Raw genomic sequence first — 21,130 nt, 5'->3', positions numbered from 1 at the left:
AAACTTTACTGCCATTATGCTTATAAAAGATGTAATTAATTATTTAGAAGAACTAGCTCCTTTAAACTATGCCGAAGATTTTGACAATGTTGGACTTTTAGTTGGTGATAAAAACGAACCATTAACTGGTGTTTTAGTCACTTTAGACACACTAGAATCTGTCGTTGACGAAGCCATTGAAAAAAACTGCAATCTTATTGTTAGTTTTCATCCTATAATATTTAAAGGCTTAAAAAAACTAAATGGCAACACTTATGTTGAACGTGTAGTAATTAAAGCCATTAAGCACAATATTGCTATTTTCTCTATCCACACTGCACTAGACAATGCTCTACAAGGTGTTAATGACATTATTTGTAACCGGTTAAACCTTGAATCGAAAAAAATTCTTATCCCTCAAAAAGGCACAATTAAAAAACTTACAACCTATGTTCCTAAAAATAATGCTGAAGTGTTAAGAACTGCTTTATTTAATTCTGGCGCTGGAGCTATTGGTAATTATGATCATTGTAGCTTTAACAGCGAAGGCATTGGCACTTACAAAGGTAATGCATCTTCAAACCCTACCATTGGAGAAAAAGGCGTGCTACATTTTGAAGAAGAAACTCAAATTTCGGTAACGTTTAGTAAACATTTAGAATCAAAAATTGTTACTGCTTTGTTTAAAAATCATCCTTACGAAGAAGTTGCTTATGAAATAACAACTCTAGACAATTATAACCAAAACATAGGGATTGGTATGGTTGGAGAACTTGAAAAAGAAATGCCAACTACTGATTTTTTCAACTATGTGAAAGAAAAAATGAATGTCACTGCAATTCGTCATTCAAAAATCACAAAAGATGTCATTAAAAAAGTTGCTGTTCTTGGAGGCTCAGGTAGTTTTGCGATATCTACTGCAAAGTCAGTAAATGCTGATGTTTTAATAACTGCTGATCTAAAATATCATGATTTTTTTGCTGCAGAAGACCAAATAATCTTAATGGATATTGGTCATTATGAGAGCGAACAACACACAAAAACATTTTTAGCTGACTATCTATCAAAAAAAATTACTAATTTTGCAGTCGTTTTATCAATGACAAATACAAATCCGGTAAAGTATTTATAATTATGGCAAAAAAAGTTGAAGTTTCTGTTGAAGATCGATTGAGAGCCCTTTACGACTTACAATTAATCGACTCGAGAGTAGACGAAATAAGAAATGTGCGTGGAGAACTCCCTTTAGAAGTTAGAGATCTTGAAGATGAAGTGGCAGGTTTAAATACAAGACTAGAAAAATTAGGTTCTAATCTTGAAATGATTGATGAGGACATCAAAGCTAAAAAGAATTTAATCGAAGAAGCTAAAGCCTTAATCAAAAAATACAGTGAGCAGCAAAAAAATGTAAGAAACAACAGAGAGTACAACTCGCTTACAAAAGAAATAGAATATCAAGAACTTGAAATTCAATTGGCTGAAAAACACATTAAAGAATTTAAAGTTCAAATAGAGCAGAAAAAAGAAATTATTTCTGAAACTAAAAGCAAACTTAAAGACCGTCAAACACACTTAAAGCACAAAAAAGGTGAACTAGACGCTATTTTAGCTGAAACTGAAAAAGAAGAAGAAGCTCTAATTAAAAAGTCTGAAGAGTACCAAAAGCAAATTGACGAAAGATTAGTAAAAGCGTATTTAAGAATACGTAATAACGTAAAAAACGGATTAGCTGTTGTACCAATTGAAAGAGGTGCATCTGGTGGTTCTTTCTTTACTATTCCTCCTCAAGTACAGGTAGAAATTGCTTCACGTAAAAAAGTAATTACTGATGAGCACAGTGGTCGTATCCTAGTTGATGCAGCTTTAGCTGAAGAACAAAAAGAAAAAATGGAAAAGCTTTTTGCTAAGTTATAATCCATTTTAAAATGCATATTTAAACCCAGACCTCATCGTCTGGGTTTTTTTATTTAATAAAATTTTCACACTTCATCTTTAAGGTTAATTATCTTTATACGACTATAAAAAGAAAATTACCTATGAAAAATTACATTTCAATATTAGTTATTACACTTTTTTTTAGCTGCCAAAACACTGCTCAAACCAATAAAAAACAACAAGCTTTAATGACTCTAGAGCCTGTTGAAGTTCCTTTAAAAGATGGAAAAGCTAAAGCTTATTTTGCAAGTGGATGCTTTTGGTGTGCTGAAGCTATTTACCAAAGTGTTATTGGTGTTGACGAAGTAATCTCAGGATATTCTGGAGGTCATACTAATAACCCAACATACCAATCTAGTAATACAGGTAGAACAGGTCATGCTGAAAGTATTGAGGTAATTTACGACCCTGAGGTTGTAAGTTTTTCTGATTTGGTTGAAGTCTATTTTAGCTCTCAAGACCCAACACAAGTTAATGGTCAAGGTCCTGATAGAGGTTCGCAATATCGTTCTATTATCTTTTATCAAAACGACGAACAAAAACAAATAGCTGAAACCCAAAAAGCTAAATGGGCAACCAAATTAAATGCTGTTATTGCTGCCGAAATAATGCCTTTTCAAAAATTTTGGGAAGCTGAAGATTATCATCAAGATTTTGAAGAACGCAATCCAAACAATGCTTACATACAAAACGTATCTAGAAAACGTTTGGAGCAGTTTAAAAGATCATGCCCTTACTTAGTAAAAAAAGAAGCTAAAGACATTATAAACAAAGACAACTAAACCTTAGTTGCTTTTATCTCAAATATTAAAGGATAAAGTTTATCCTTAGTAGCATACATACCAGATTTGGTTTGTTCTAAATCTGGTAGTACGTTATACGGACTTTCGTCATATTCATTTAGATAGTCTATTCGTAATCCTGCTTTAGTTAATGCATTGATTACTTCACTCAACCCATGATTCCAACCATATTCCTTACTAATCATTTTTGAATCGGTATTAGCGTAAGTACCTTCATACTCTTCATAGATTACTTCGTCTTGCATGTAACCATATTTCATAATAGGTTTACCTTCTAGATAATCAAACATCCAAACTATAGGATGAAACTCAGCCATATAAAAAACACCTCCTTTATTTAAACGGTCAGCAATCATTTGTCCCCAAGGCTCTAAATTTGGCAACCAACCAATAACACCATAGCTTGTAAAAACAATATCAAAGGTATCAGTAACATACTTAGAGGTTTCTAAAACATTACAACACACAAAATCGGCATCTAACTCTAGTTCTTCATTTAGCTTTTGAGCAAAACCAATACCTTCATCACTTATATCGACACCTACACAATTAGCTCCTAACCTGCTCCAACTTAAAGTATCTTGACCAAAATGACATTGCAAATGCAACAAAGACTTTCCTTTAACATCACCTAAAGCCTTTAACTCATATGGCATAAGTGAAGATGCTCCATTTTTAAAAGCTTCAAGATCATACATTCCACTTTCAACATGAATCTTGGTCTTTTCATTCCAAGTTGCCTTATTGGTTTCAAAATATTTTGTTAAGTTTTCCATATTTCAGCTTTTAAAACATCCAAAGTACAATTTTGACACGTATATATTGTATAAAATATCCCGCTTTAAGCGTCTATATATATTCAGCAAGCGCCTTGTTTCTTCAAGGCGCTTTTTTATTATAATCCATTAACTGAAAAGACACTTCAGTTCCTTCGCCTAATTCACTTTTAATATGTAGTTGACCTCCAAGATTTTCTATATAAGCTTTTGCTATAGCTAACCCCAACCCTGTACCATGTATACCTGCTTTATTATCTAAATCAGTGATAAAAAAAGGCAAATGCACTTGATTTAATTGATCTTTAGATATGCCTATACCATTATCTTTTATTACAAATTCAATTGCATTAGGATTTAAATAATTACAATATATAATCACTTTACTCTTATGCCCTGAAAACTTTATTGCATTGTCGATAATATGGCTTAATGTTTTCTTTAGCTTTTCTTCATCGCTCATTAGGCTATAGTTAGCGTCACAATTAAAATTTACAGATAATTGGATATCTTTTTCCATAGCTTTCTTAGCAAACTCACTTCTAAGGTCATCTATCAATTTGTAAATATTAGTGCTCGAAATATTGAGAGCCACATTACCACTTTCTAATTTTGAAATCTCTAAAACATCATTAAACATGTTTAGCAACAAATTGCTATTATCTTCAATAATACTGAAATACTGATCATTCTCTTCATTAGAAGCCGTATTAGATTTCAATAAATTTGCACTACCAACAATACCATACATTGGTGTTTTAATTTCATGACTCATGTTGCTTAAAAAGGCTGTTTTAAGCTTATTTGAGCGTTCAGCTTCATTTTTTGCATTAATAGTAATCTCATGCTCTTTTTTAAGCATTTCTTGAAGTTGATTTTCCTTAACAAATGCTTTATGTAGTTGCTTAATTAAAAAAGAAACAGAATACACTGTAAGCAAACTAAAAATAACATTATTGGTAAAAACAATAACTAGACCTTCAAAAGGTCCTTCTAGAAAAAAAGTAATTTCAACAATATTAAAATACTTAACCAGCAAGACAACAGAATAAAACAGAGCTGTTAACAAAACCGAATTAACTCCAGACTTAGTACTACTATACAACGTAACCAAAACACTAAGCATAAACAGCAAAATTGGACCATTACCTCCCAGACCTAAATCTAAAACCAGTCCAAAAGAAAGTAAGAAAAAAGTTACAGTAAACACTTGTTTTCTAAGACTTAAACTAAAACTTTTATAAAAAAAAGCAAACAATAAAATAGCAAATGCAATAGTATCTGCATAAAACACAAACCATTTATCTAAAATAATCGCAGCAGTAATACTTGGGATATAAGAAATAGCTCCAAGTACAATGGTTAGTGTAAATATAGATATGAAAAGGTTATCTCTATAATAAGACAATCTATCGGTTTCAAACTTGTGATTTTGCAACCCAAGGTAGTTTATGTACCACTTTCTATATGAAAACCAAAGATTTTTTAGCATTGTAATGAGGTGTTAGTCTGGGGCGAACAAATCTATTTAATACAAATCTACTCAATTCTAAAGCTATATACTGTATTTTATAACCATAAGTGCATAAAATAATTCTTATTTTTGTTAACAACACAAAATTTTATTCAATTGACCAATTATAAATTAGGGCTTGATTTTGCAAGAGAACAGGACCAAAATGACGCAATATCACACTACAGAAACCAATTCCACATCCCAAAAGACAAACATGGAAACGATTGGTTATACTTTACAGGAAACTCACTAGGATTACAACCAAAAAACACAAAAAAGTATATTCAACAAGAGTTAGATGATTGGGCTGATTTTGGTGTTGAAGGTCATTTTGAAGCCAAAAACCCTTGGATGCCTTATCATGAGTTTTTAACTGATTCTATGGCAAAAATTGTAGGCGCAAAACCTATTGAGGTGGTAGTAATGAACACACTCACCACTAACCTTCACTTGTTAATGGTTAGTTTTTATCAACCTACAAAAACTAAATATAAAATAGTTATTGAAAGTGATGCTTTTCCTAGCGACAGATATGCTGTACAAACACAATTAGAATTTCATGGATTTGATGCTAATGAAGGACTTATTGAGTGGAAACCTCGAAAAGGAGAAGAACTTTTAAACATTGAAGATTTAGAGGCTATACTAAACGAACAAGGTGATGAAATTGCATTACTACTTATTGGTGGTGTAAATTACTACACAGGACAATATTTGGACATAAAAAAAATTGCTGAGTTAGGTCACACCAAAAACTGTATGGTAGGTATAGACTTAGCACATGGCGCAGGAAACATAAATCCAGATTTACACAACTCTGGAGTAGATTTTGCTGCTTGGTGTACTTATAAATATTTAAACTCAGGACCAGGAAGTTTAGCAGGATTATTTGTACACGAAAAACATGCACACAATACAAAACTAAAACGTTTTGCTGGTTGGTGGAGCCACAATAAAGACACACGATTCAATATGCGCCAACCGTTAGATGTTATTCCAGGTGCTGAGGGTTGGCAGCTCAGTAATCCTCCAATTTTATCAATGGCTGCTATAAAAGCATCGTTAGATATGTTTAACGAAGTTGGTATGGATGCACTTCGTAAAAAATCAGAACAACTAACTGGTTATTTTGAATTTTTATTGAATGAATTAAACAATGACCAAATAAAAATCATTACACCATCCAACCCAAACGAAAGAGGTTGTCAACTTTCTATTCAAGTAAAAAATGCTGATAAAAGTTTACATAAAAAATTAACCGAAGCTCATATTATAACCGACTGGAGAGAACCTGACGTTATTCGTTGTGCTCCTGTACCATTGTACAACACGTTTGAAGATGTGTATAGAATGGTTGAGAAATTAAAGACTATTCTAAATGAGTAGCAAATTAGTTGATTCTATAATTAAAAATGAAGATATACTAATAAAGCTTGTTAAAAAATCAGAGGAAAGTTTATTAGAACATTTGACTTTACTAGGTCTTTTAACAAATAGAAAAGATATTTTAATAATAACAAATAAGAGAATATTACTTGTATCAAAAAGCAAGGTTATAAAAAACAAAGAGTACACTAATTTTTCAAAAATTAAATTCAATCCATTAAATCACAACTTAAGTTTTGAAGATAACGATAGCCTTAAACAATTTATTAATTTAAATAATTTTAGAATTTCATATAAGGAAATCCAATATTTAAAAAGTAAATTAAATAATTAAATAAAGATTCCTGCCTTCGCAGGAATGACAAACATGACTAAACAACAAAACATACTCATTATTGGCGCAGGACTTTGTGGTTCACTATTAGCGTTACGCTTAGGACAACGAGGTTTTAACGTCACTGTTATGGAAATGCGTCCTGATTTACGTAAAGTAGATATTTCTGCAGGTCGTTCCATAAACCTAGCTTTTTCTGATCGTGGCAACAAAGCCATGAAACTAGTTGGTATTGAAGACAAAGTAAAAGACCTTTGTATTCCCATGAATGGTCGTATGCTTCATGACATAGAAGGCAATACTGTTTTAGCTCCTTATAGTGGTCGCGAACATGAATTTATAAATTCTATTTCAAGAGGTGAACTCAATGCACTTTTACTTGACGAAGCTGAAAAGCATAAAAATGTTTCCATTTACTTCAACAGAAAATGTAAATCGGTAGATTTCGAAAAAACGACAGCTCTATTTAAAGATTATACAAACAATACTGAATTTGTTGAAGACGCAGATGTAATTATTGCTACTGATGGAGCAGGTTCTGCAATGCGAAAAAGTTATTATTTGGGAAAAAAGTTTCTCTTTAGTTTTTCGCAAGATTGGTTAACACATGGCTATAAAGAATTAAGTATTCTTCCAGGTGAAAACGGAAGCTATAAAACCTATAAAAATGCGTTGCATATTTGGGGACGCGAATCTTTTATGCTTATAGCATTACCAAATCTCGATGGTAGTTTTACGGTAACGCTATTTTTAAGCTATGATGAAGGCGAATACAATTTCAACAATCTAACCTCAAAAGAACGTGTTCTAGAGTTCTTCGGAAAATATTTTAAAGACGCTCTAGAGCTCATGCCTAATCTTGTTGACGATTTCTTTGAAAACCCAACATCACCTCTCGGCACAGTAAAATGTTCGCCTTGGCATTACAAAGGCAATACGCTTTTAATGGGAGATGCTGCTCATGCTATTGTTCCGTTTTATGGTCAAGGTATGAATGCTTCCTTTGAAGATGTTGTACAATTTGATAAAGTCCTAGATGAAGGTCATGACGATTGGGAAACCATTTTCAAGATTTATGAAAAATCTCGCAAAAAAGACACTGATGCCATTGCTGACTTAGCTATCGATAATTTCCACGAAATGAAAGGTCATGTTAATCATGCAAACTTTAGAGAAAAACGCACTTTAGAAATGGCCTTAGAAAAGCATTTTCCTAATGACTATTCTTCAAAGTATTCTCTAGTAACTTTTAACGAAAATGTTGGTTATAGAGAAGCCATGTTAAGAGGTCGCGCACAAGACAAAGCGATACTCAATATGCTAGCAGATGGCAAATTGAATATTCAAGACGATTTAAAATTGAATTTAGAAAAGGTCAAAACCGAAACCGAAAACATTCTAGAAGACGATAGAATTGCTGGATTGAAGTAGGTTGTCATTCCGCACTACGATGCGGAATCCATTTTAACCACAAAAGAACATGAATAGATTCTGAATCAAGTTCAGAATGACAAAAAGATAAACACATTATGAACGAAGGAACTAAAGTAACACCAAGAGGCGCGTATCCACATGTAAAAGTGGTAGGCGATTTCATTTTCGTTTCAGGAACCAGTTCAAGACGAGCTGACAATACTATTGCTGGTGTGGAACTTATTGACGAAATGAACACCAAAAAATTAGATATCGAAGTTCAAACTAGAGAAGTTTTAAAAAACATCGATAAAAATTTACAAACCGTTGGTGCCAGTCTAAAAGACGTAGTTGATGTGACTACCTTTTTAGTAAATATGAACGATTTTGCAGGTTACAACAAAGCCTACGCTGAGTTTTTTGAAAAAGCAACAGGACCAACAAGAACAACAGTTGCTGTTCACCAATTACCGCATCCTGATTTGCTGGTTGAGATTAAGGTGATGGCTTACAAAAGAAAAGAGTAAAGAAAAGAGAACAAAGAGGAAAGACAAAAACTCTATTCTCTAAACTCTTTTTTCTATTATCTGTGAATAAAATGAACATTAAAAACTACATAAAAGGCGAATTTGCCAATCCAGAAAGCAATCAGTGGATTGACAACTACAATCCTTCAAATGGTGAAGTCTATGGACAAATTCCAAACTCATCAAAAGAAGATGTAGAGCAAGCTTATCAAAGTGCTAAATCTGCTTTCCCAAGCTGGAGTCAAACTACTTTAGAAGAGCGTAGCAGAATCCTCATTAAAATTTCAGAATTACTAGAAGCCAATTTAGACCGTTTTGCAGAAGCCGAAAGTAAAGATAATGGAAAACCTGTAAGTCTTGCTAAAATGGTTGATATACCTAGAGCAGCAAGTAATTTCAGATTTTTTGGAAATGCCATTACACAATTTGCAAGCGAAAGTCACGAAAGCATTGGTCAAAACGCGGTGAATTATACGCTTCGCCAACCTATTGGAGTTGTGGGCTGCATTAGTCCTTGGAATTTACCTTTGTATCTGTTCACTTGGAAAATCGCACCAGCAATCGCAGCAGGTAATTGCGTTGTTGCCAAACCAAGCGAAGTTACACCTATGACAGCGTATTTATTAGGCAAAATTTGCAACGAAGCTGGTTTACCAAAAGGTGTATTGAATATTGTTCACGGTTTAGGCACAACGACTGGTCAAGCTATTATAGAACATCCAAATATCAAAGCCATTAGTTTTACTGGAGGAACAGCAACTGGCGCACATATTGCCAAAGTAGCTGCACCAATGTTTAAAAAATTGTCTTTAGAATTAGGCGGAAAAAACCCAAATATCATCTTTGCCGATTGCGATTATGACGATATGTTGAACACAACCGTACGTTCGTCGTTTGCTAATCAAGGTCAAATTTGTTTATGCGGAAGCCGAATTTTTGTAGAGGAAACTATTTATGAGAAATTCAAAGCCGACTTTGTCGAAAAAGTTAAAAGCTTGAAAGTTGGTCATCCTTCAGAAAAAGACACGAATATAGGTGCTTTAGTTTCAAAACCGCACCTTGAAAAGGTGAAAAGCTACGTCGAAATTGCTAAAGAAGAAGGTGCAACTATTTTATGTGGCGGAAGCGAAGTTACTGTTGAAGGCTTCGAAAACGGTTACTATTTACAACCAACAGTTATAGAAGTTAAAACAGACGATTGTCGAGTAAATCAAGAAGAAATTTTTGGTCCAATAGTTACCATTATGTCATTTAAAACTGAAGATAACGTGTTAGAAATGGCTAATAAGGTGAAATATGGATTATCCGCAACGCTTTGGACGAATAATCTAAAACGCACGATGCGGATGAGCAACCAATTACAAGCAGGTATTGTTTGGGTAAACACTTGGATGATGCGCGATTTACGCACACCTTTTGGTGGCGTTAAAGCTAGTGGTGTTGGTCGTGAAGGTGGATTTGAAGCTTTACGCTTTTTTACTGAGGCTAAGAATGTATGTATAAAGTATTAATGTCATTCCTGCGAAAGCAGGAATCTCATTTAACAATATAAACTAAAAAGATTCCTGCCTACGCAGGAAGTTATTATGGACTTAAAACTAAACAACAAATACGCGCTAGTATGTGGTAGCACAGCAGGAATTGGTAAAGCAACTGCTTTAGCTTTAGCTGAAGAAGGTGCAAATATCACACTAGTAGCAAGAAACGAAGACAAGCTAAAAGCTGTTTTAGACGAATTACCAAAACACAGAAACCACGATTATATCGTAGCCGATTTTTCTAATCCGATGGAATTAAAAGAAAAAGTAGAAAGCTATATTAAGAATAATCACGGATTTCATGTGTTAGTAAACAATACTGGTGGACCAGCTGGTGGACCAGTTTTTGATGCTAAAATAGAAGAATTTGAAAATGCCTTTACACAGCATTTAAAATGTAATCATGTATTGGCTCAAGCTGTTGTTCCGTTTATGAAAGATGAAGAATATGGACGTATTATCAATGTCATTTCTACCTCTGTAAAACAGCCATTAGAAGGACTTGGTGTAAGTAATACCATTCGTGGTGCTGTAGCTAATTGGAGTAAAACTTTAGCTAATGAGCTTGGACAGTTTGGTATTACAGTAAACAACGTATTACCAGGTGCTACAGGAACGGAACGATTAACCGAAATCATCAAAAACAAAAGTGCAAAAACTGGTAAATCTGAAGAAGATGCTGCTAACGCCATGAAAAGCGCTGTACCAGCAAAACGTTTTGCAAAACCTGAAGAACTAGCTGCAGCCATCACCTTTTTAGCTAGCGAATGTGCCAGTTACATTAACGGAATTAATCTTCCTGTTGATGGTGGACGAACAAAATCTTTGTAACTTTATAACATAAAATCAAACGTCATGAGTAAATTATATCCTCCCATAAATTTTAAAGAATGGATTGAAGAAAACCGTCACTTATTAAAACCTCCTGTTGGCAATAAAGTGGTTTGGAAAGATGGTGATTTTATTGTTATGGTTGTTGGTGGACCAAACAGCAGAAAAGATTATCATTATAATGAAACTCCTGAGTTTTTCTATCAAGTTGAAGGAGATATTACACTAAAAGTTATTGATGAAGGCGAGCCTAAAGATATTCATATACGTGAAGGAGAAATGTTTTTATTACCTCCTAAAGTACCACACTCACCTCAACGTGGCGCCAACACAGTTGGATTGGTTATAGAATACCCTCGAGAAGAAGGTGTACAAGATGCTTTGCTGTGGTTTTGTGAAAACTGTACAACAAAACTGTATGAAGAAGATTTTACTCTAGACAATATTGAAACTGATATGCCTAAAATTTTTGATAAATATTATGGTGATTCTGGTAAACGCAGTTGTCCTAACTGTGGACATGTAATGCAACCACCAAAAAAAGTTCAGATAGAAGAATAATTTATGAAACGTAAACTTCGTATAAACGGTCACTCACACTTACTTCCTTATCCTGAAGAAATCCCTCAGTTTATGAAAGACAAAGGTATTTTTTGGGTGGACAAAGACCGAAAATTCATGCTTCAAAAAGATTGGAGTCGACCAGTAACCGATTCTAGTTTCTTCCTCAATGAAAAATTAGCATGGATGGAACGTTTTAAAATAGACCATGCTGTCGTTTTAAACCTTTCTCAACTCTACGGAAACGGATTACGTGTTGAAGAAATGAAGCAAGCCTTGCGTTTTCAAAATGATTTCAATGCTAAAATTCAACATGACAACCCAAGCAAGTTTACTTGTGGCTTTGTAGTACATCCTGGATTTGTACGAGGTGCTTGTTGGGAAATTGAACGTTGTGTAGAGGAATTAGGCTTACAATTGCTATGCTTACCTACGCACTACATGGATACAATAGGTACTTGGCGTTGTATTTTTGATGAGGAAAACGAACCCATCTTTGAGCTTGCAAACAAGTATAATTTAGCTGTAGAAATTCATCCTTACGATGGTGAAAAATTTATAAAGCTAGAAAACACCTCATGGCGTTTTCATCTTATTTGGATGCTAGCCCAATGTGCAGATGCATATCACTTTTTAACCTTAAATGGTTATCAAGATAAATATCCTAATATGCGAACTTGTTTTGCTCATGGTGGGCAGTTGGCACAGATAAACTTAGGAAGACGTATACAAGGGTTTGATGGACGACCAGATTTATTTGAAGGGAAACACCACCCAAGAAAAGCAGTTGGACACAAAAACATCTTTTTTGACACCTTAGTTCATGATACAGGAAGTTTATCATTACTTATAAAAAACCAAACTTCTAAACAGGTTTTAATGGGATTAGACGATCCTTATCCTTTAGGAGAAATGGAAAGCGCTAAACAGTCTTCTTATCCTGGTAAAATTTTAGATTTAGCTATAGAACGAAATATAATTACAGAAGAAGAACGTGATGCGATGTGGGAAGATAACGTTATACAATGGTTATGTGGTGATGATGAAGATGCTAAGAAAAAATTGGTTAATAGAATTTTAGGATAACTCTTCTATTTAGAATTAAAAAATATAAACATCCAAAAGATGCTTAGACAAGCTCAGCATGACATAAAATTACATTATCGATGCACTTTTTACCTCAACAATTAGATGATTACGTAGTTGCACATTCTGAAAACGAACCAGATTTACTACAACAACTTACTAGAGAAACCTATCAAAAAATATTGCAACCACGTATGCTCAGTGGTCATTATCAAGGTAGAGTGTTGAGCATGATTTCAAAATTGGTTAACCCAAAAAACATCCTTGAAATAGGCACATACACTGGTTATTCGGCTTTATGCTTAGCTGAAGGAATACAAAGTAATGGTGAATTAGATACTATAGATATTAATGAAGAGCTGGTAGATTTTCAAAGAAAATATTTTGACAAATCACAGTACGGAAATCAAATTCATCAACATTTAGGTAATGCACTGGAAATTATTCCAAAGCTAAATAAGACTTTTGATTTAGTTTTTATAGATGCTGATAAACCAAATTATGTAAACTATTTTCACACCATTATTGACAAACTCAACGTTGGAGGCATCATTTTATCTGACAACGTATTGTGGAGCGGAAAAGTTATTGAAGCACTAAAACCTGATGATGCATCAACTAAAGCATTGCTAGAGTACAATGCGCTTTTAAAAAATGACCCTAGAATAGAAACCGTTTTATTACCAATAAGAGACGGATTAACAATAAGTAGAAAACTACCATCTTAAATAATATGAACACATTAGACATAAGAACTGTTGATGTTGTAAAATATATTACACCTTTAAGAGAAGGTGGTTCTTTACCTGCTATTGTTGAAGCTAGCGACGGTTTTCTCTATGTACTAAAATTCAGAGGTTCTGGTCAAGGAAAAAAAACACTAATTTCCGAATTAATTGGAGGTGAAATAGCACGTGCTATTGGTTTAAAAGTTCCTGAATTAGTGTTTATGAATTTAGACGATTCCTTTAGCAAAACAGAACCTGACGAAGAGATACAAGACTTACTTAAATTTAGTGTAGGCTTAAATCTAGGATTACATTATTTAAGTAGTTCTATTACTTACGACCCTTTAGCGTTTGACGTTGATAGTTTAACAGCTTCAAAAATTGTATTATTAGATAGTATTATTAGCAATATAGACAGAACAGCCAAAAACACAAATCTGCTTAACTGGAATAAAGAATTATGGGTTATTGATAATGGAGCTAGCTTCTATTTTCATCATAATTGGGCTACTTGGGAAAGTCATTTAACAAGAACATTTCCTCTTATAAAAGACCATGTACTAGTTAAACAGGCAACACGTCTTGATGAAGCTTCAAAAACAATCATTGAAGCTTTAAATAAAGACACGTTAGAAACCATTATTAATACAATACCCGAAAATTGGCTACTAAATGAATCTGATGCGTTAAACCCAAGTCAAATAAGAACAGCCTATTTGAGCTATTTAATTTCTAGACTATCAAACATTGATGCTCTAATAAACGAAATCGAAAATGCAAGATAAAGTCACTTTTGAATATGCCATAATTAGACTCGTTCCAAAGGTTGAACGTGAAGAGTTTTTTAATGTTGGAGTCATTTTATACTCTAAACGAAAAAAATTTCTTAATGTTAAATATCATGTCGACAATGAGAAGTTAAAGGCTTTTTCTTGCGAACTTGACAAAGAAGACATCAATAATCACTTAAAATCTTGGGAACTAATTTGTAAAGGCTCACCTTCATCTGGAGCAATTGGACAATTTGAACTTTCTGATAGATTTCGTTGGTTAGCAGCCTCAAGAAGCACAGTAATACAAAGTTCTAAAACACATTCTGGTTTAACCGATAATCCAGGAGAAGAATTAAATAAAATTTTTGAAAAGCACGTATTATAGCTAACAATACAAACAAAAAACCTCTCAATACTGAGAGGTTTTTTTAATTTATAAAGTGTTTTTATTATTGTACAGCTTGTAAAGCATCAATATTACCATAACCAAAACTTCCGTTTTTATTTGGGTAAAAATCTGATGAAGTCTTTAAACGGTTTAGTACTTGTGTTCTACTCCAATTAGGATATCTTGACCATACTAAAGCAGCAATACCTGCAGTTGTAGCAGTAGCAACCGATGAACCTCCTGTATAACGACGCTCACCATTGTAAAACCCTAAAACTGGTGGTGCTTTACTAGTATTGTTATCACCTTCCATAATAATAGTAAAATCTATTTTACTTCCGCTATGGCAAGTGTCACAACGTTCGTAATTACTCCCATCATCAACTCCTGTTACAGCAACAGTTTCGCTCATTGTTGCTGGAAAAATTACACCAAAGCCATTAGTAAAACTGGTTGACGTTCCTCCTGCTGCAAAAATAAGTTTGCCTTTACTGTAAGCATATTTTACAGCATCTTTAATATTTCCTATTGACCATACATAACCAATAGACATTGAAATGATTTTAACATCACTTCTATTTCCCAATTGGGTTAACGCAGCTGAAACACCTTTACGTTCATGGTAATCATTTAAAAGCACATCTTCAGTTGCTCTATAAGCTACCAAATTTGAGTTATAAGCAACACCTACTGGCATTCCGTTATCGTTTCTTGGAGCAGCCATAGTAGACGCCATTGCTGTTCCATGACCACACTTGTCATGTGGCCCATCATAATTACTACTCCACCACCAAGCAGAATCTATAAACGTACCATACTTTTGAACGAAGCGTCCATTGGAAACTCCATCGTTAAATCCGCTAGAATTCAACAACGATTGCGATTGTGATACTCCTGTATCAATTAATCCAATAGTTACTCCTGAGCCTGTACTTAAATTCCATGCTTGCGGAATGTTATGCTCACTAAAATGCCATGACACTTGTGCATTGTTAGGACTAACTGTAGTGTAATGCGAGGTGTTTATTGACTCTCCGTTTTTGCTACATCCTGAACTTGATCTTGCAGTTGCACTCATTCCAAATTGATTGTAACCATTTGGTTCTAAATAGCGTACATAAGGACTCTTTTTAAGGGCTACAATTGTATTAATATTGTCAACATACACATCAATAACATTAATAATTTCGTGTTCTACAAGTTTTAAATCTTCCTTAGCAACACCTTCTTGCTCCAAAACAATATTTAATACTGCTTCCTTTTTATTTTCAATGTCTCTTGTTCTAATTTCTGAAAAATATTCTCCTTCACTTCCATAACCAATAGTAAGTAAATTTTGCCCATGCTTTACTGCACTCCATAAAAAATGGGTATCAGCAGCATTCCAATCAAAATCACCTGTATTGGTAATAGTTGCATTAATGGTTGCATTAATTTCTTCAATGGTTAAAGGGTTTTCAGGAAATGCTTGTTGAATGTCTTCTTCTTGAAATGTGGCATCTTCCTTAGAACAGGAAACCACAGTAATAGCCAAAAGTAAAATGACTTTAACGTAGAGTCTTCTCATGTAAATATATATTTAGATGGTTAATGATTTTCTAAATATATTAAATAATCTTAAAAAAATTAATTGAATAACTTAGTTTTCGAGAAAAAACTAAATACAATTTTACGAATATAATATTTACAATTTACGTCTTACTGAACCTGTGAAATCTTCAAGATCGTCTTTCACCTTGTTTATTTCGTCTTGAACATCTTTAGTAATACTGGTATCAATACCATTTTGTTCAGCGCTTTTAGTAATTTCAGATTTAATATCGTTTGACGCATCGCGAAGTACTCGCATACCTTTTCCTAAGCCTTTGGCAATCTCAGGAATTTTGTCGGCTCCAAAAACCAAAACCACTACAACAAGTATAAACATAACTTCTGTAGTACCAATGAATAAAAATGTAGCTGCTTGTATCACTTTGCAAATATAATGAGTTGTTAGATTAGAACGTACTATTTAACATTGAATTTTAATCTTGGGAAGAATTAACGTTTGCTTTGTAAGCTTTAAGCTTAATTTGTAAAAACTCTAGTAGTTTAATATCATTTTTTTCTTTTGCAATTTGCATAAACTCTGGATCTTCTGAACTGAAATAGAAAAACTCCATTCTTTGAGCTTCATCCAAATCATCTATTTCAAAAAGCATTTCAGAAAACTCTGATATAGCTCTATTCATTTGAATATCTTGTTTTTCCAATTTAATTAAGTGTTTTAAACGTTTTGTTCTACCAGAAATCCAGTTTAAAATTGGATTTAAAGGAATTAACCCACTACCTGTTTGGGCTTCGTAAAGTCTTCGTTCGCTTTGCGTTTTTGGCTTTCCTGTGTAACCAGGAATCCCTACATCATAAAAGTTTATATCTCGCTCAACACCTGAGTTTTTTATATCTGAAGTTAAATCACCAGACAAGATTTTACCAACCACAACTTCGTTTAACTCATTAACGTTTTCAGTAAGATTCACTTCAAGCGACTTGGAATTAATATGGTTTTGGGAAATGACAATTTCTTCTCTTAAATATTTAACACCTGAAACAATAATGGTGTCGTTGAGCGTTGCAGGAATTTCAAACTCGCCTTTTTCACCTGTAGTAGTATATTTACTTGCTGTTTTATTTATAATATGAATACCTTCAACGTCATCATTTGCTATCACTCTACCTGAAAGTGTAACAGTTTGCGACTGCATTACAAAAGCGGTTAAAAGAGAAAAAACGAGTAAGCTTCTTTTGAATACATTTACAAATGCTCTGTCTGAAAACAAGTTTGATTTCACAGCAAAATTTGGAGCATATAAATAGTTTTCAAACAGACTAAATTTAATCTTTTTGAGGTGTTTCATTTAAAAACTGCTTACTTTTTTGGCTTATAAATTCTAAAAACTCAAGTTCATTACCTTTATCTAACAAACTATAGTCTAAACCATGGTCTTCAACATAAATTATAAATTCATTGATTCTATCCTTTGGAATCTTGAAATTTTGATATAAGAATTCTTCGGTGTAATGGTCTTTAAACGTACTTGTTGGAATGTTAGGAACATTGGAACGAGTCGAAGCCTTCTCTCCTTTAGATTTAAAAAGTGGTTTTAATAAAAACCCTACCACATTTATAACGTTAAGTCCGTTTTGCATCGTTTGAGACTGCGAATGCATTGCTATATTATCTGATTGTGATCTTATATCATCAGAAAACTCATATTCGTGTACATTGTCAATACCAAAATAAATTGGATCCATATTTGGGTTAAAAGTTCTTACACTTTCAACATCTAAAGTTAAATTTCCAGTAAGGTCATAAGGCAGAATAACAACTTCGTCTAGTTTGTTTACTTCTTCAACCAAAAAAACTGTTAGCTTTTTTGATGCTATAACATATTCGTCAATTACAATTTCAAAATCTTTAAACTGTAGTGCTCCAAATTCAACTCTATCGTTTAAAGCCACAGCAATGGTAAACTCTCCATTTTCATCAGTAGTCGTTCCTCTGTTAGAAGATGAATTAAAAACCGTAATTCCTATGACATCATCACTATCTACCACAACTTTACCTTTAACCTCAACACGTTTGAGATCTTGGGCGTTCATCTGAAATACAGACACTAACATGAATATAACAAATAGGTACTTTTGCATAAGGGTTGGTTTTATGTTATAAAGAAAAGTTTTCATATCTTAATTTAATTCCAAAACACACATAAACTTTTGTTAAAAGCTATGTTTACTTAAATTTACAACAAAATAATCAATACCAAAAAAAATAAAATTGGTATAAACACAACATTAATGAAAAACATAATTATAGCCAGCACATCTACTGTACATGGTAGTGGCACTTTAGAATATATTTTACCAGAATTGAAACTTTTTTTTGAGGATGCTAATGAAATACTCTTTATTCCTTATGCAAGACCTGGAGGCATAACGCATGATGAATATACAGCTAAAGTAAATGATGCTTTTTCAAAGATTGGGAAATCTGTTAAAGGTATTCATGAATTTGAAAATCCTAAAGAAGCATTGCAAAATGCTAAAGGGATTTTTACAGGAGGCGGAAACACTTTTGTTTTGGTTAATCAGCTTTATAAAAATGATTTAATTGAAACAGTAAAAGCTGCTGTAAATAATGGCACGCCTTATTTAGGAACAAGTGCAGGAAGTAATATTTGCGGTCTTACAGTTAATACTACCAACGATATGCCTATTGTATATCCACCAAGTTTTAAAACCTTTGGTTTTGTACCTTTTAATATCAATCCGCATTATTTAGATCCTGATCCAAGCAGTACTCACATGGGAGAAACCAGAGAGACACGAATAAAAGAATTTCATAAATTCAACACACAACCTGTTGTAGGACTAAGAGAAGGTAGTTGGCTTGAAGTAAAAGGCAATTCTATTATTTTAAAAGGAGAATTGAATGCTCGTGTTTTTGAATATGACAAAGCTCCTTTTGAAGTAGAAACTGGCACAGAACTAAACACCTTAAAATAAAAAAGACTTTACTTTAAGTAAAGTCTTTTGAGCGGGAGACCGGGTTCGAACCGGCGACATTCAGCTTGGAAGGCTGACGCTCTACCAACTGAGCTACTCCCGCAATGCGGATGCAAATATATGTAAACTCTTTTTCTTAATAAAGAAAAAAATTAAAGCTTTTTAAAAAAATGATATCCTAGTATTTCAAACCCTTCGTTGTAGTAAAACTTATGCGAAGGATAATTTTGAACATAAGTATTGAGTTCCACAGCTTTACAACCTTTACTTTCGGCATATTTGTATATCCAACTTAAAAATTGTTTTCCCAAACCTTTGCCTCTATAGGCATCATCAATATAAACATGGTCAATTTCCACACTTCTACCAGCATAATGTCGTGTACAAAACCACAGTCCCGACATTCCTATTAGCTTTTCACCATCATAAATTACAGCACACTCATAGTTTTGCGTTATCATTTCAGCAAATCGTTCTTTTAAAACAGCATCTGAAACAGTGTTATTATTCAACTTTTTAACTAAAGGAATAATCGTGTTTATTTCAGATTTTTTAATAATTTTAAATACTGGAGACATCTTCTTGAAATATTTCGTGAAGATAATTAATTTGCCGCTACACTTTACCAATAATTTATGTCTAAAAACACAACTAATTACTCCATAAAGCTTATCGCACCTAAAGACACTTATAGTGTAAGGCACCCTGTTTTAAGAGAGGGACGACCTATTGAAGATTGTATTTTTGAAAATGACGATTTAGAAACCACTTACCACGTAGGGTTATATTCTCAAAACAAGCTTGTAGGCGTAGTGACCTATATGAAAAACAACACACCTTTACTTGAAACTAAAAAACAATATCAATTAAGAGGAATGGCTGTATTGAAAGAATGTCAAGGTTTAAAATATGGCAATGCTTTAATACATTATGGAGAAAACCTACTTAAAGAAAAAGGCATTACTACTATTTGGTGTAACGCAAGAGAAATTGCTGTTCCATTTTATGAAAAAAATGGATTTTCAATTATTGGTAAACCTTTTAATATTGAAAAAATAGGGTTACACTTTACAATGCAAAAAGATATTCAATAAATTTCATGCGCTTATTTTAAAAACATATTAAAAATCCCCTAGAATTATTAAGCTATTTTTTTTGTAAATTTATTACAACTAATACCTAACTAACATGAGAAGCAACAAATTTAAAATAAGACTTTTAATAGGCATAGCTATAGTTGCTTTTGCATTTATTAAAAGATGTAGTAGTAAAGAAACCAATCCATTCACAGGAAGGGTTCAAACTATAAATATGACTTCTGACCAAGAAATCGCAATTGGTTTACAGAGTGCTCCACAAATGGCACAGCAACATGGAGGTTTACACCCTAATGAAAGTTATCAAGCCTTAGTTGATAATGTTGGAAATAAATTGGTAAGTAATAGTATTGCCAACCAAACACCTTACCAGTATGAATTTCATTTATTGGCAGACCCAAATACTATAAATGCATTTGCATTACCAGGAGGTCAAATTTTTATCACCTATGCTTTATTTTCAAAATTAGAAAATGAAGACCAGCTGGCTGGTGTATTGGGTCATGAAATTGGTCATGTTTTAGGTAGACATTCAGCAGAGCGTATTGCAGAATCAGAATTTTGGAGCACTGTTACAACTGGAGCTTCGGTTGGTGCTGATATGGGTGGATTAGTAAGTGGAATTGGTCAACAAACTTTACTAACCAACGGTCGTGGAGACGAACTAGAAAGTGATGATTTAGGCGTAAAATTTATGATTAAAGCAGGATACAATCCTGAAGAAATGATAGGTGTAATGGAAATATTAAAAGCTGCTGCTGGACCTAATAGAGTCCCTGAGTTTCAAAGCACACATCCTGACCCAGACAATAGAATAGAAAAAATTAGAGAAGCTATCACTAAATATAAAAAGACTCCCTAAACAAGGAGTCTTTTTACAACTAACTAACCAACCAACTTATTAGTACATA

The 21,130-nt window shown here is 33.3% G+C and carries 24 protein-coding genes and 1 tRNA gene; 17 read left to right on the top strand and 8 right to left on the bottom strand.

Features of this window, described 5'->3' with window-relative positions:
- The first annotated feature begins 16 nt into the window (after window positions 1-16).
- The 3 genes from A8975_RS03370 to msrA all read left to right on the top strand — a co-directional run bounded on the left by A8975_RS03370 (window position 17) and on the right by msrA (window position 2,696).
- Complete coding sequence (locus A8975_RS03370; protein ID WP_134198677.1) at window positions 17-1,111, top strand: Nif3-like dinuclear metal center hexameric protein; 1,095 nt, start codon at window positions 17-19, stop codon at window positions 1,109-1,111.
- Between the two features lie 2 nt (window positions 1,112-1,113).
- Window positions 1,114-1,893: a zinc ribbon domain-containing protein gene (locus A8975_RS03365; protein WP_134198676.1), complete on the top strand. Its 780-nt coding sequence runs from the start codon at window positions 1,114-1,116 to the stop codon at window positions 1,891-1,893.
- 122 nt (window positions 1,894-2,015) lie between these two features.
- The gene (msrA, locus tag A8975_RS03360) at window positions 2,016-2,696 is read left to right on the top strand and encodes a peptide-methionine (S)-S-oxide reductase MsrA (protein WP_134198675.1); all 681 of its coding nucleotides are present in this window, start codon (window positions 2,016-2,018) and stop codon (window positions 2,694-2,696) included.
- On the opposite strand, the gene A8975_RS03355 is transcribed toward msrA, so the two are convergent.
- Both A8975_RS03355 and A8975_RS03350 read right to left on the bottom strand, forming a co-directional pair.
- Complete coding sequence (locus tag A8975_RS03355; protein WP_134198674.1) at window positions 2,693-3,493, bottom strand: class I SAM-dependent methyltransferase; 801 nt, start codon at window positions 3,491-3,493, stop codon at window positions 2,693-2,695. The genes msrA and A8975_RS03355 overlap by 4 nt on opposite strands.
- A 103-nt stretch (window positions 3,494-3,596) precedes the next feature.
- Window positions 3,597-4,985, bottom strand: a complete 1,389-nt coding sequence (locus A8975_RS03350) for a sensor histidine kinase (protein WP_134198673.1) — start codon at window positions 4,983-4,985, stop codon at window positions 3,597-3,599.
- Between the two features lie 138 nt (window positions 4,986-5,123).
- Between A8975_RS03350 and kynU the strand changes: the two genes are divergently transcribed.
- The 11 genes from kynU (at window position 5,124) to A8975_RS03295 (ending at window position 14,571) form a co-directional block, all read left to right on the top strand.
- Window positions 5,124-6,395: a kynureninase gene (gene kynU, locus A8975_RS03345; protein WP_134198672.1), complete on the top strand. Its 1,272-nt coding sequence runs from the start codon at window positions 5,124-5,126 to the stop codon at window positions 6,393-6,395.
- Entirely contained in the window at window positions 6,388-6,729 is a 342-nt protein-coding gene (locus tag A8975_RS03340) for a hypothetical protein (RefSeq protein WP_134198671.1), read from the top strand. The genes kynU and A8975_RS03340 overlap by 8 nt, the downstream gene beginning before the upstream one ends.
- A gap of 33 nt (window positions 6,730-6,762) precedes the next feature.
- Window positions 6,763-8,160, top strand: coding sequence for an FAD-dependent oxidoreductase (locus tag A8975_RS03335; protein ID WP_134198670.1), 1,398 nt, complete (start codon window positions 6,763-6,765; stop codon window positions 8,158-8,160).
- 98 nt (window positions 8,161-8,258) lie between these two features.
- Entirely contained in the window at window positions 8,259-8,669 is a 411-nt protein-coding gene (locus A8975_RS03330; protein ID WP_134198669.1) for a RidA family protein, read from the top strand.
- 71 nt (window positions 8,670-8,740) lie between these two features.
- A complete protein-coding gene (locus tag A8975_RS03325; protein ID WP_134198668.1) occupies window positions 8,741-10,180 on the top strand; it encodes an aldehyde dehydrogenase in 1,440 nt (479 codons plus the stop codon).
- Window positions 10,181-10,255: 75 nt separating this feature from the next.
- On the top strand, window positions 10,256-11,038 hold the full coding sequence (locus tag A8975_RS03320; RefSeq protein WP_134198667.1) for an SDR family oxidoreductase: 783 nt from the start codon (window positions 10,256-10,258) through the stop codon (window positions 11,036-11,038).
- Window positions 11,039-11,062: 24 nt separating this feature from the next.
- Entirely contained in the window at window positions 11,063-11,599 is a 537-nt protein-coding gene (locus A8975_RS03315) for a 3-hydroxyanthranilate 3,4-dioxygenase (RefSeq protein WP_134198666.1), read from the top strand.
- Between the two features lie 3 nt (window positions 11,600-11,602).
- Complete coding sequence (locus tag A8975_RS03310) at window positions 11,603-12,685, top strand: amidohydrolase family protein (protein WP_134198665.1); 1,083 nt, start codon at window positions 11,603-11,605, stop codon at window positions 12,683-12,685.
- A gap of 80 nt (window positions 12,686-12,765) precedes the next feature.
- On the top strand, window positions 12,766-13,413 hold the full coding sequence (locus A8975_RS03305; RefSeq protein ID WP_134198664.1) for an O-methyltransferase: 648 nt from the start codon (window positions 12,766-12,768) through the stop codon (window positions 13,411-13,413).
- 5 nt (window positions 13,414-13,418) lie between these two features.
- Window positions 13,419-14,198: a HipA family kinase gene (locus tag A8975_RS03300; RefSeq protein WP_129759243.1), complete on the top strand. Its 780-nt coding sequence runs from the start codon at window positions 13,419-13,421 to the stop codon at window positions 14,196-14,198.
- Window positions 14,188-14,571: a DUF3037 domain-containing protein gene (locus A8975_RS03295; protein WP_134198663.1), complete on the top strand. Its 384-nt coding sequence runs from the start codon at window positions 14,188-14,190 to the stop codon at window positions 14,569-14,571. The genes A8975_RS03300 and A8975_RS03295 overlap by 11 nt, the downstream gene beginning before the upstream one ends.
- 64 nt (window positions 14,572-14,635) lie before the next feature.
- Here the strand turns inward: A8975_RS03295 and A8975_RS03290 are convergent, their stop codons facing one another.
- From A8975_RS03290 to A8975_RS03275, 4 genes are all read right to left on the bottom strand, one after another.
- Complete coding sequence (locus tag A8975_RS03290) at window positions 14,636-16,141, bottom strand: S8 family peptidase (protein ID WP_134198662.1); 1,506 nt, start codon at window positions 16,139-16,141, stop codon at window positions 14,636-14,638.
- Between the two features lie 117 nt (window positions 16,142-16,258).
- Window positions 16,259-16,546 carry a twin-arginine translocase TatA/TatE family subunit gene (locus tag A8975_RS03285; RefSeq protein WP_129759246.1) on the bottom strand — a complete coding sequence of 96 codons (288 nt, stop codon included), beginning with the start codon at window positions 16,544-16,546 and terminating at the stop codon, window positions 16,259-16,261.
- Between the two features lie 52 nt (window positions 16,547-16,598).
- Window positions 16,599-17,471, bottom strand: coding sequence for a carboxypeptidase-like regulatory domain-containing protein (locus tag A8975_RS03280; RefSeq protein ID WP_134198661.1), 873 nt, complete (start codon window positions 17,469-17,471; stop codon window positions 16,599-16,601).
- Window positions 17,449-18,264 (bottom strand): carboxypeptidase-like regulatory domain-containing protein, encoded by an 816-nt coding sequence (locus A8975_RS03275; RefSeq protein WP_166667437.1) that lies wholly within the window; start codon window positions 18,262-18,264, stop codon window positions 17,449-17,451. Before A8975_RS03275 ends, A8975_RS03280 begins: the two co-directional genes overlap by 23 nt.
- Before the next feature lie 150 nt (window positions 18,265-18,414).
- Here A8975_RS03275 and pepE point away from each other — a divergent pair, with 150 nt between their 5' ends.
- Window positions 18,415-19,122, top strand: a complete 708-nt coding sequence (gene pepE / locus A8975_RS03270) for a dipeptidase PepE (RefSeq protein WP_134198659.1) — start codon at window positions 18,415-18,417, stop codon at window positions 19,120-19,122.
- A gap of 30 nt (window positions 19,123-19,152) precedes the next feature.
- Here pepE and A8975_RS03265 read toward each other — a convergent pair.
- A tRNA-Gly gene (locus A8975_RS03265) sits at window positions 19,153-19,225 on the bottom strand.
- A gap of 49 nt (window positions 19,226-19,274) precedes the next feature.
- Window positions 19,275-19,700, bottom strand: a complete 426-nt coding sequence (locus tag A8975_RS03260; RefSeq protein ID WP_134198658.1) for a GNAT family N-acetyltransferase — start codon at window positions 19,698-19,700, stop codon at window positions 19,275-19,277.
- A 57-nt stretch (window positions 19,701-19,757) separates the two neighbouring features.
- On the opposite strand from A8975_RS03260, the gene A8975_RS03255 reads away from it, so the two are divergent.
- Together A8975_RS03255 and A8975_RS03250 are read left to right on the top strand one after the other, a co-directional pair.
- A complete protein-coding gene (locus A8975_RS03255) occupies window positions 19,758-20,216 on the top strand; it encodes a GNAT family N-acetyltransferase (RefSeq protein ID WP_134198657.1) in 459 nt (152 codons plus the stop codon).
- Window positions 20,217-20,310: 94 nt separating this feature from the next.
- The gene (locus tag A8975_RS03250; RefSeq protein WP_129759252.1) at window positions 20,311-21,081 is read left to right on the top strand and encodes a M48 family metalloprotease; all 771 of its coding nucleotides are present in this window, start codon (window positions 20,311-20,313) and stop codon (window positions 21,079-21,081) included.
- The last annotated feature ends 49 nt before the right edge of the window (window positions 21,082-21,130 follow it).

Origin of the sequence: Meridianimaribacter flavus (genome assembly GCF_004366715.1) — a bacterium.
Lineage (GTDB): Bacteria > Bacteroidota > Bacteroidia > Flavobacteriales > Flavobacteriaceae > Gaetbulibacter_B > Gaetbulibacter_B jejuensis.
This window is presented reverse-complemented; position numbering and strand designations above follow the sequence as displayed.

What these genes read in the sequence shown, in the direction of transcription:
- A8975_RS03305 (WP_134198664.1), top strand. Translation starts at nt 12,766, where the DNA reads ATGCACTTTTTACCTCAACAATTAGATGATTACGTAGTTGCACATTCT.
- A8975_RS03280 (WP_134198661.1), bottom strand. Translation starts at nt 17,471, where the DNA reads ATGAAACACCTCAAAAAGATTAAATTTAGTCTGTTTGAAAACTATTTA.
- A8975_RS03290 (WP_134198662.1), bottom strand. Translation starts at nt 16,141, where the DNA reads ATGAGAAGACTCTACGTTAAAGTCATTTTACTTTTGGCTATTACTGTG.
- A8975_RS03355 (WP_134198674.1), bottom strand. Translation starts at nt 3,493, where the DNA reads ATGGAAAACTTAACAAAATATTTTGAAACCAATAAGGCAACTTGGAAT.
- A8975_RS03320 (WP_134198667.1), top strand. Translation starts at nt 10,256, where the DNA reads ATGGACTTAAAACTAAACAACAAATACGCGCTAGTATGTGGTAGCACA.
- msrA (WP_134198675.1), top strand. Translation starts at nt 2,016, where the DNA reads ATGAAAAATTACATTTCAATATTAGTTATTACACTTTTTTTTAGCTGC.
- A8975_RS03350 (WP_134198673.1), bottom strand. Translation starts at nt 4,985, where the DNA reads ATGCTAAAAAATCTTTGGTTTTCATATAGAAAGTGGTACATAAACTAC.
- A8975_RS03330 (WP_134198669.1), top strand. Translation starts at nt 8,259, where the DNA reads ATGAACGAAGGAACTAAAGTAACACCAAGAGGCGCGTATCCACATGTA.
- A8975_RS03335 (WP_134198670.1), top strand. Translation starts at nt 6,763, where the DNA reads ATGACTAAACAACAAAACATACTCATTATTGGCGCAGGACTTTGTGGT.
- A8975_RS03315 (WP_134198666.1), top strand. Translation starts at nt 11,063, where the DNA reads ATGAGTAAATTATATCCTCCCATAAATTTTAAAGAATGGATTGAAGAA.
- A8975_RS03365 (WP_134198676.1), top strand. Translation starts at nt 1,114, where the DNA reads ATGGCAAAAAAAGTTGAAGTTTCTGTTGAAGATCGATTGAGAGCCCTT.
- A8975_RS03250 (WP_129759252.1), top strand. Translation starts at nt 20,311, where the DNA reads ATGAGAAGCAACAAATTTAAAATAAGACTTTTAATAGGCATAGCTATA.
- A8975_RS03325 (WP_134198668.1), top strand. Translation starts at nt 8,741, where the DNA reads ATGAACATTAAAAACTACATAAAAGGCGAATTTGCCAATCCAGAAAGC.
- A8975_RS03275 (WP_166667437.1), bottom strand. Translation starts at nt 18,264, where the DNA reads ATGCAAAAGTACCTATTTGTTATATTCATGTTAGTGTCTGTATTTCAG.
- A8975_RS03300 (WP_129759243.1), top strand. Translation starts at nt 13,419, where the DNA reads ATGAACACATTAGACATAAGAACTGTTGATGTTGTAAAATATATTACA.
- A8975_RS03295 (WP_134198663.1), top strand. Translation starts at nt 14,188, where the DNA reads ATGCAAGATAAAGTCACTTTTGAATATGCCATAATTAGACTCGTTCCA.
- A8975_RS03370 (WP_134198677.1), top strand. Translation starts at nt 17, where the DNA reads ATGCTTATAAAAGATGTAATTAATTATTTAGAAGAACTAGCTCCTTTA.
- A8975_RS03310 (WP_134198665.1), top strand. Translation starts at nt 11,603, where the DNA reads ATGAAACGTAAACTTCGTATAAACGGTCACTCACACTTACTTCCTTAT.
- A8975_RS03255 (WP_134198657.1), top strand. Translation starts at nt 19,758, where the DNA reads ATGTCTAAAAACACAACTAATTACTCCATAAAGCTTATCGCACCTAAA.
- A8975_RS03340 (WP_134198671.1), top strand. Translation starts at nt 6,388, where the DNA reads ATGAGTAGCAAATTAGTTGATTCTATAATTAAAAATGAAGATATACTA.
- A8975_RS03260 (WP_134198658.1), bottom strand. Translation starts at nt 19,700, where the DNA reads ATGTCTCCAGTATTTAAAATTATTAAAAAATCTGAAATAAACACGATT.
- pepE (WP_134198659.1), top strand. Translation starts at nt 18,415, where the DNA reads ATGAAAAACATAATTATAGCCAGCACATCTACTGTACATGGTAGTGGC.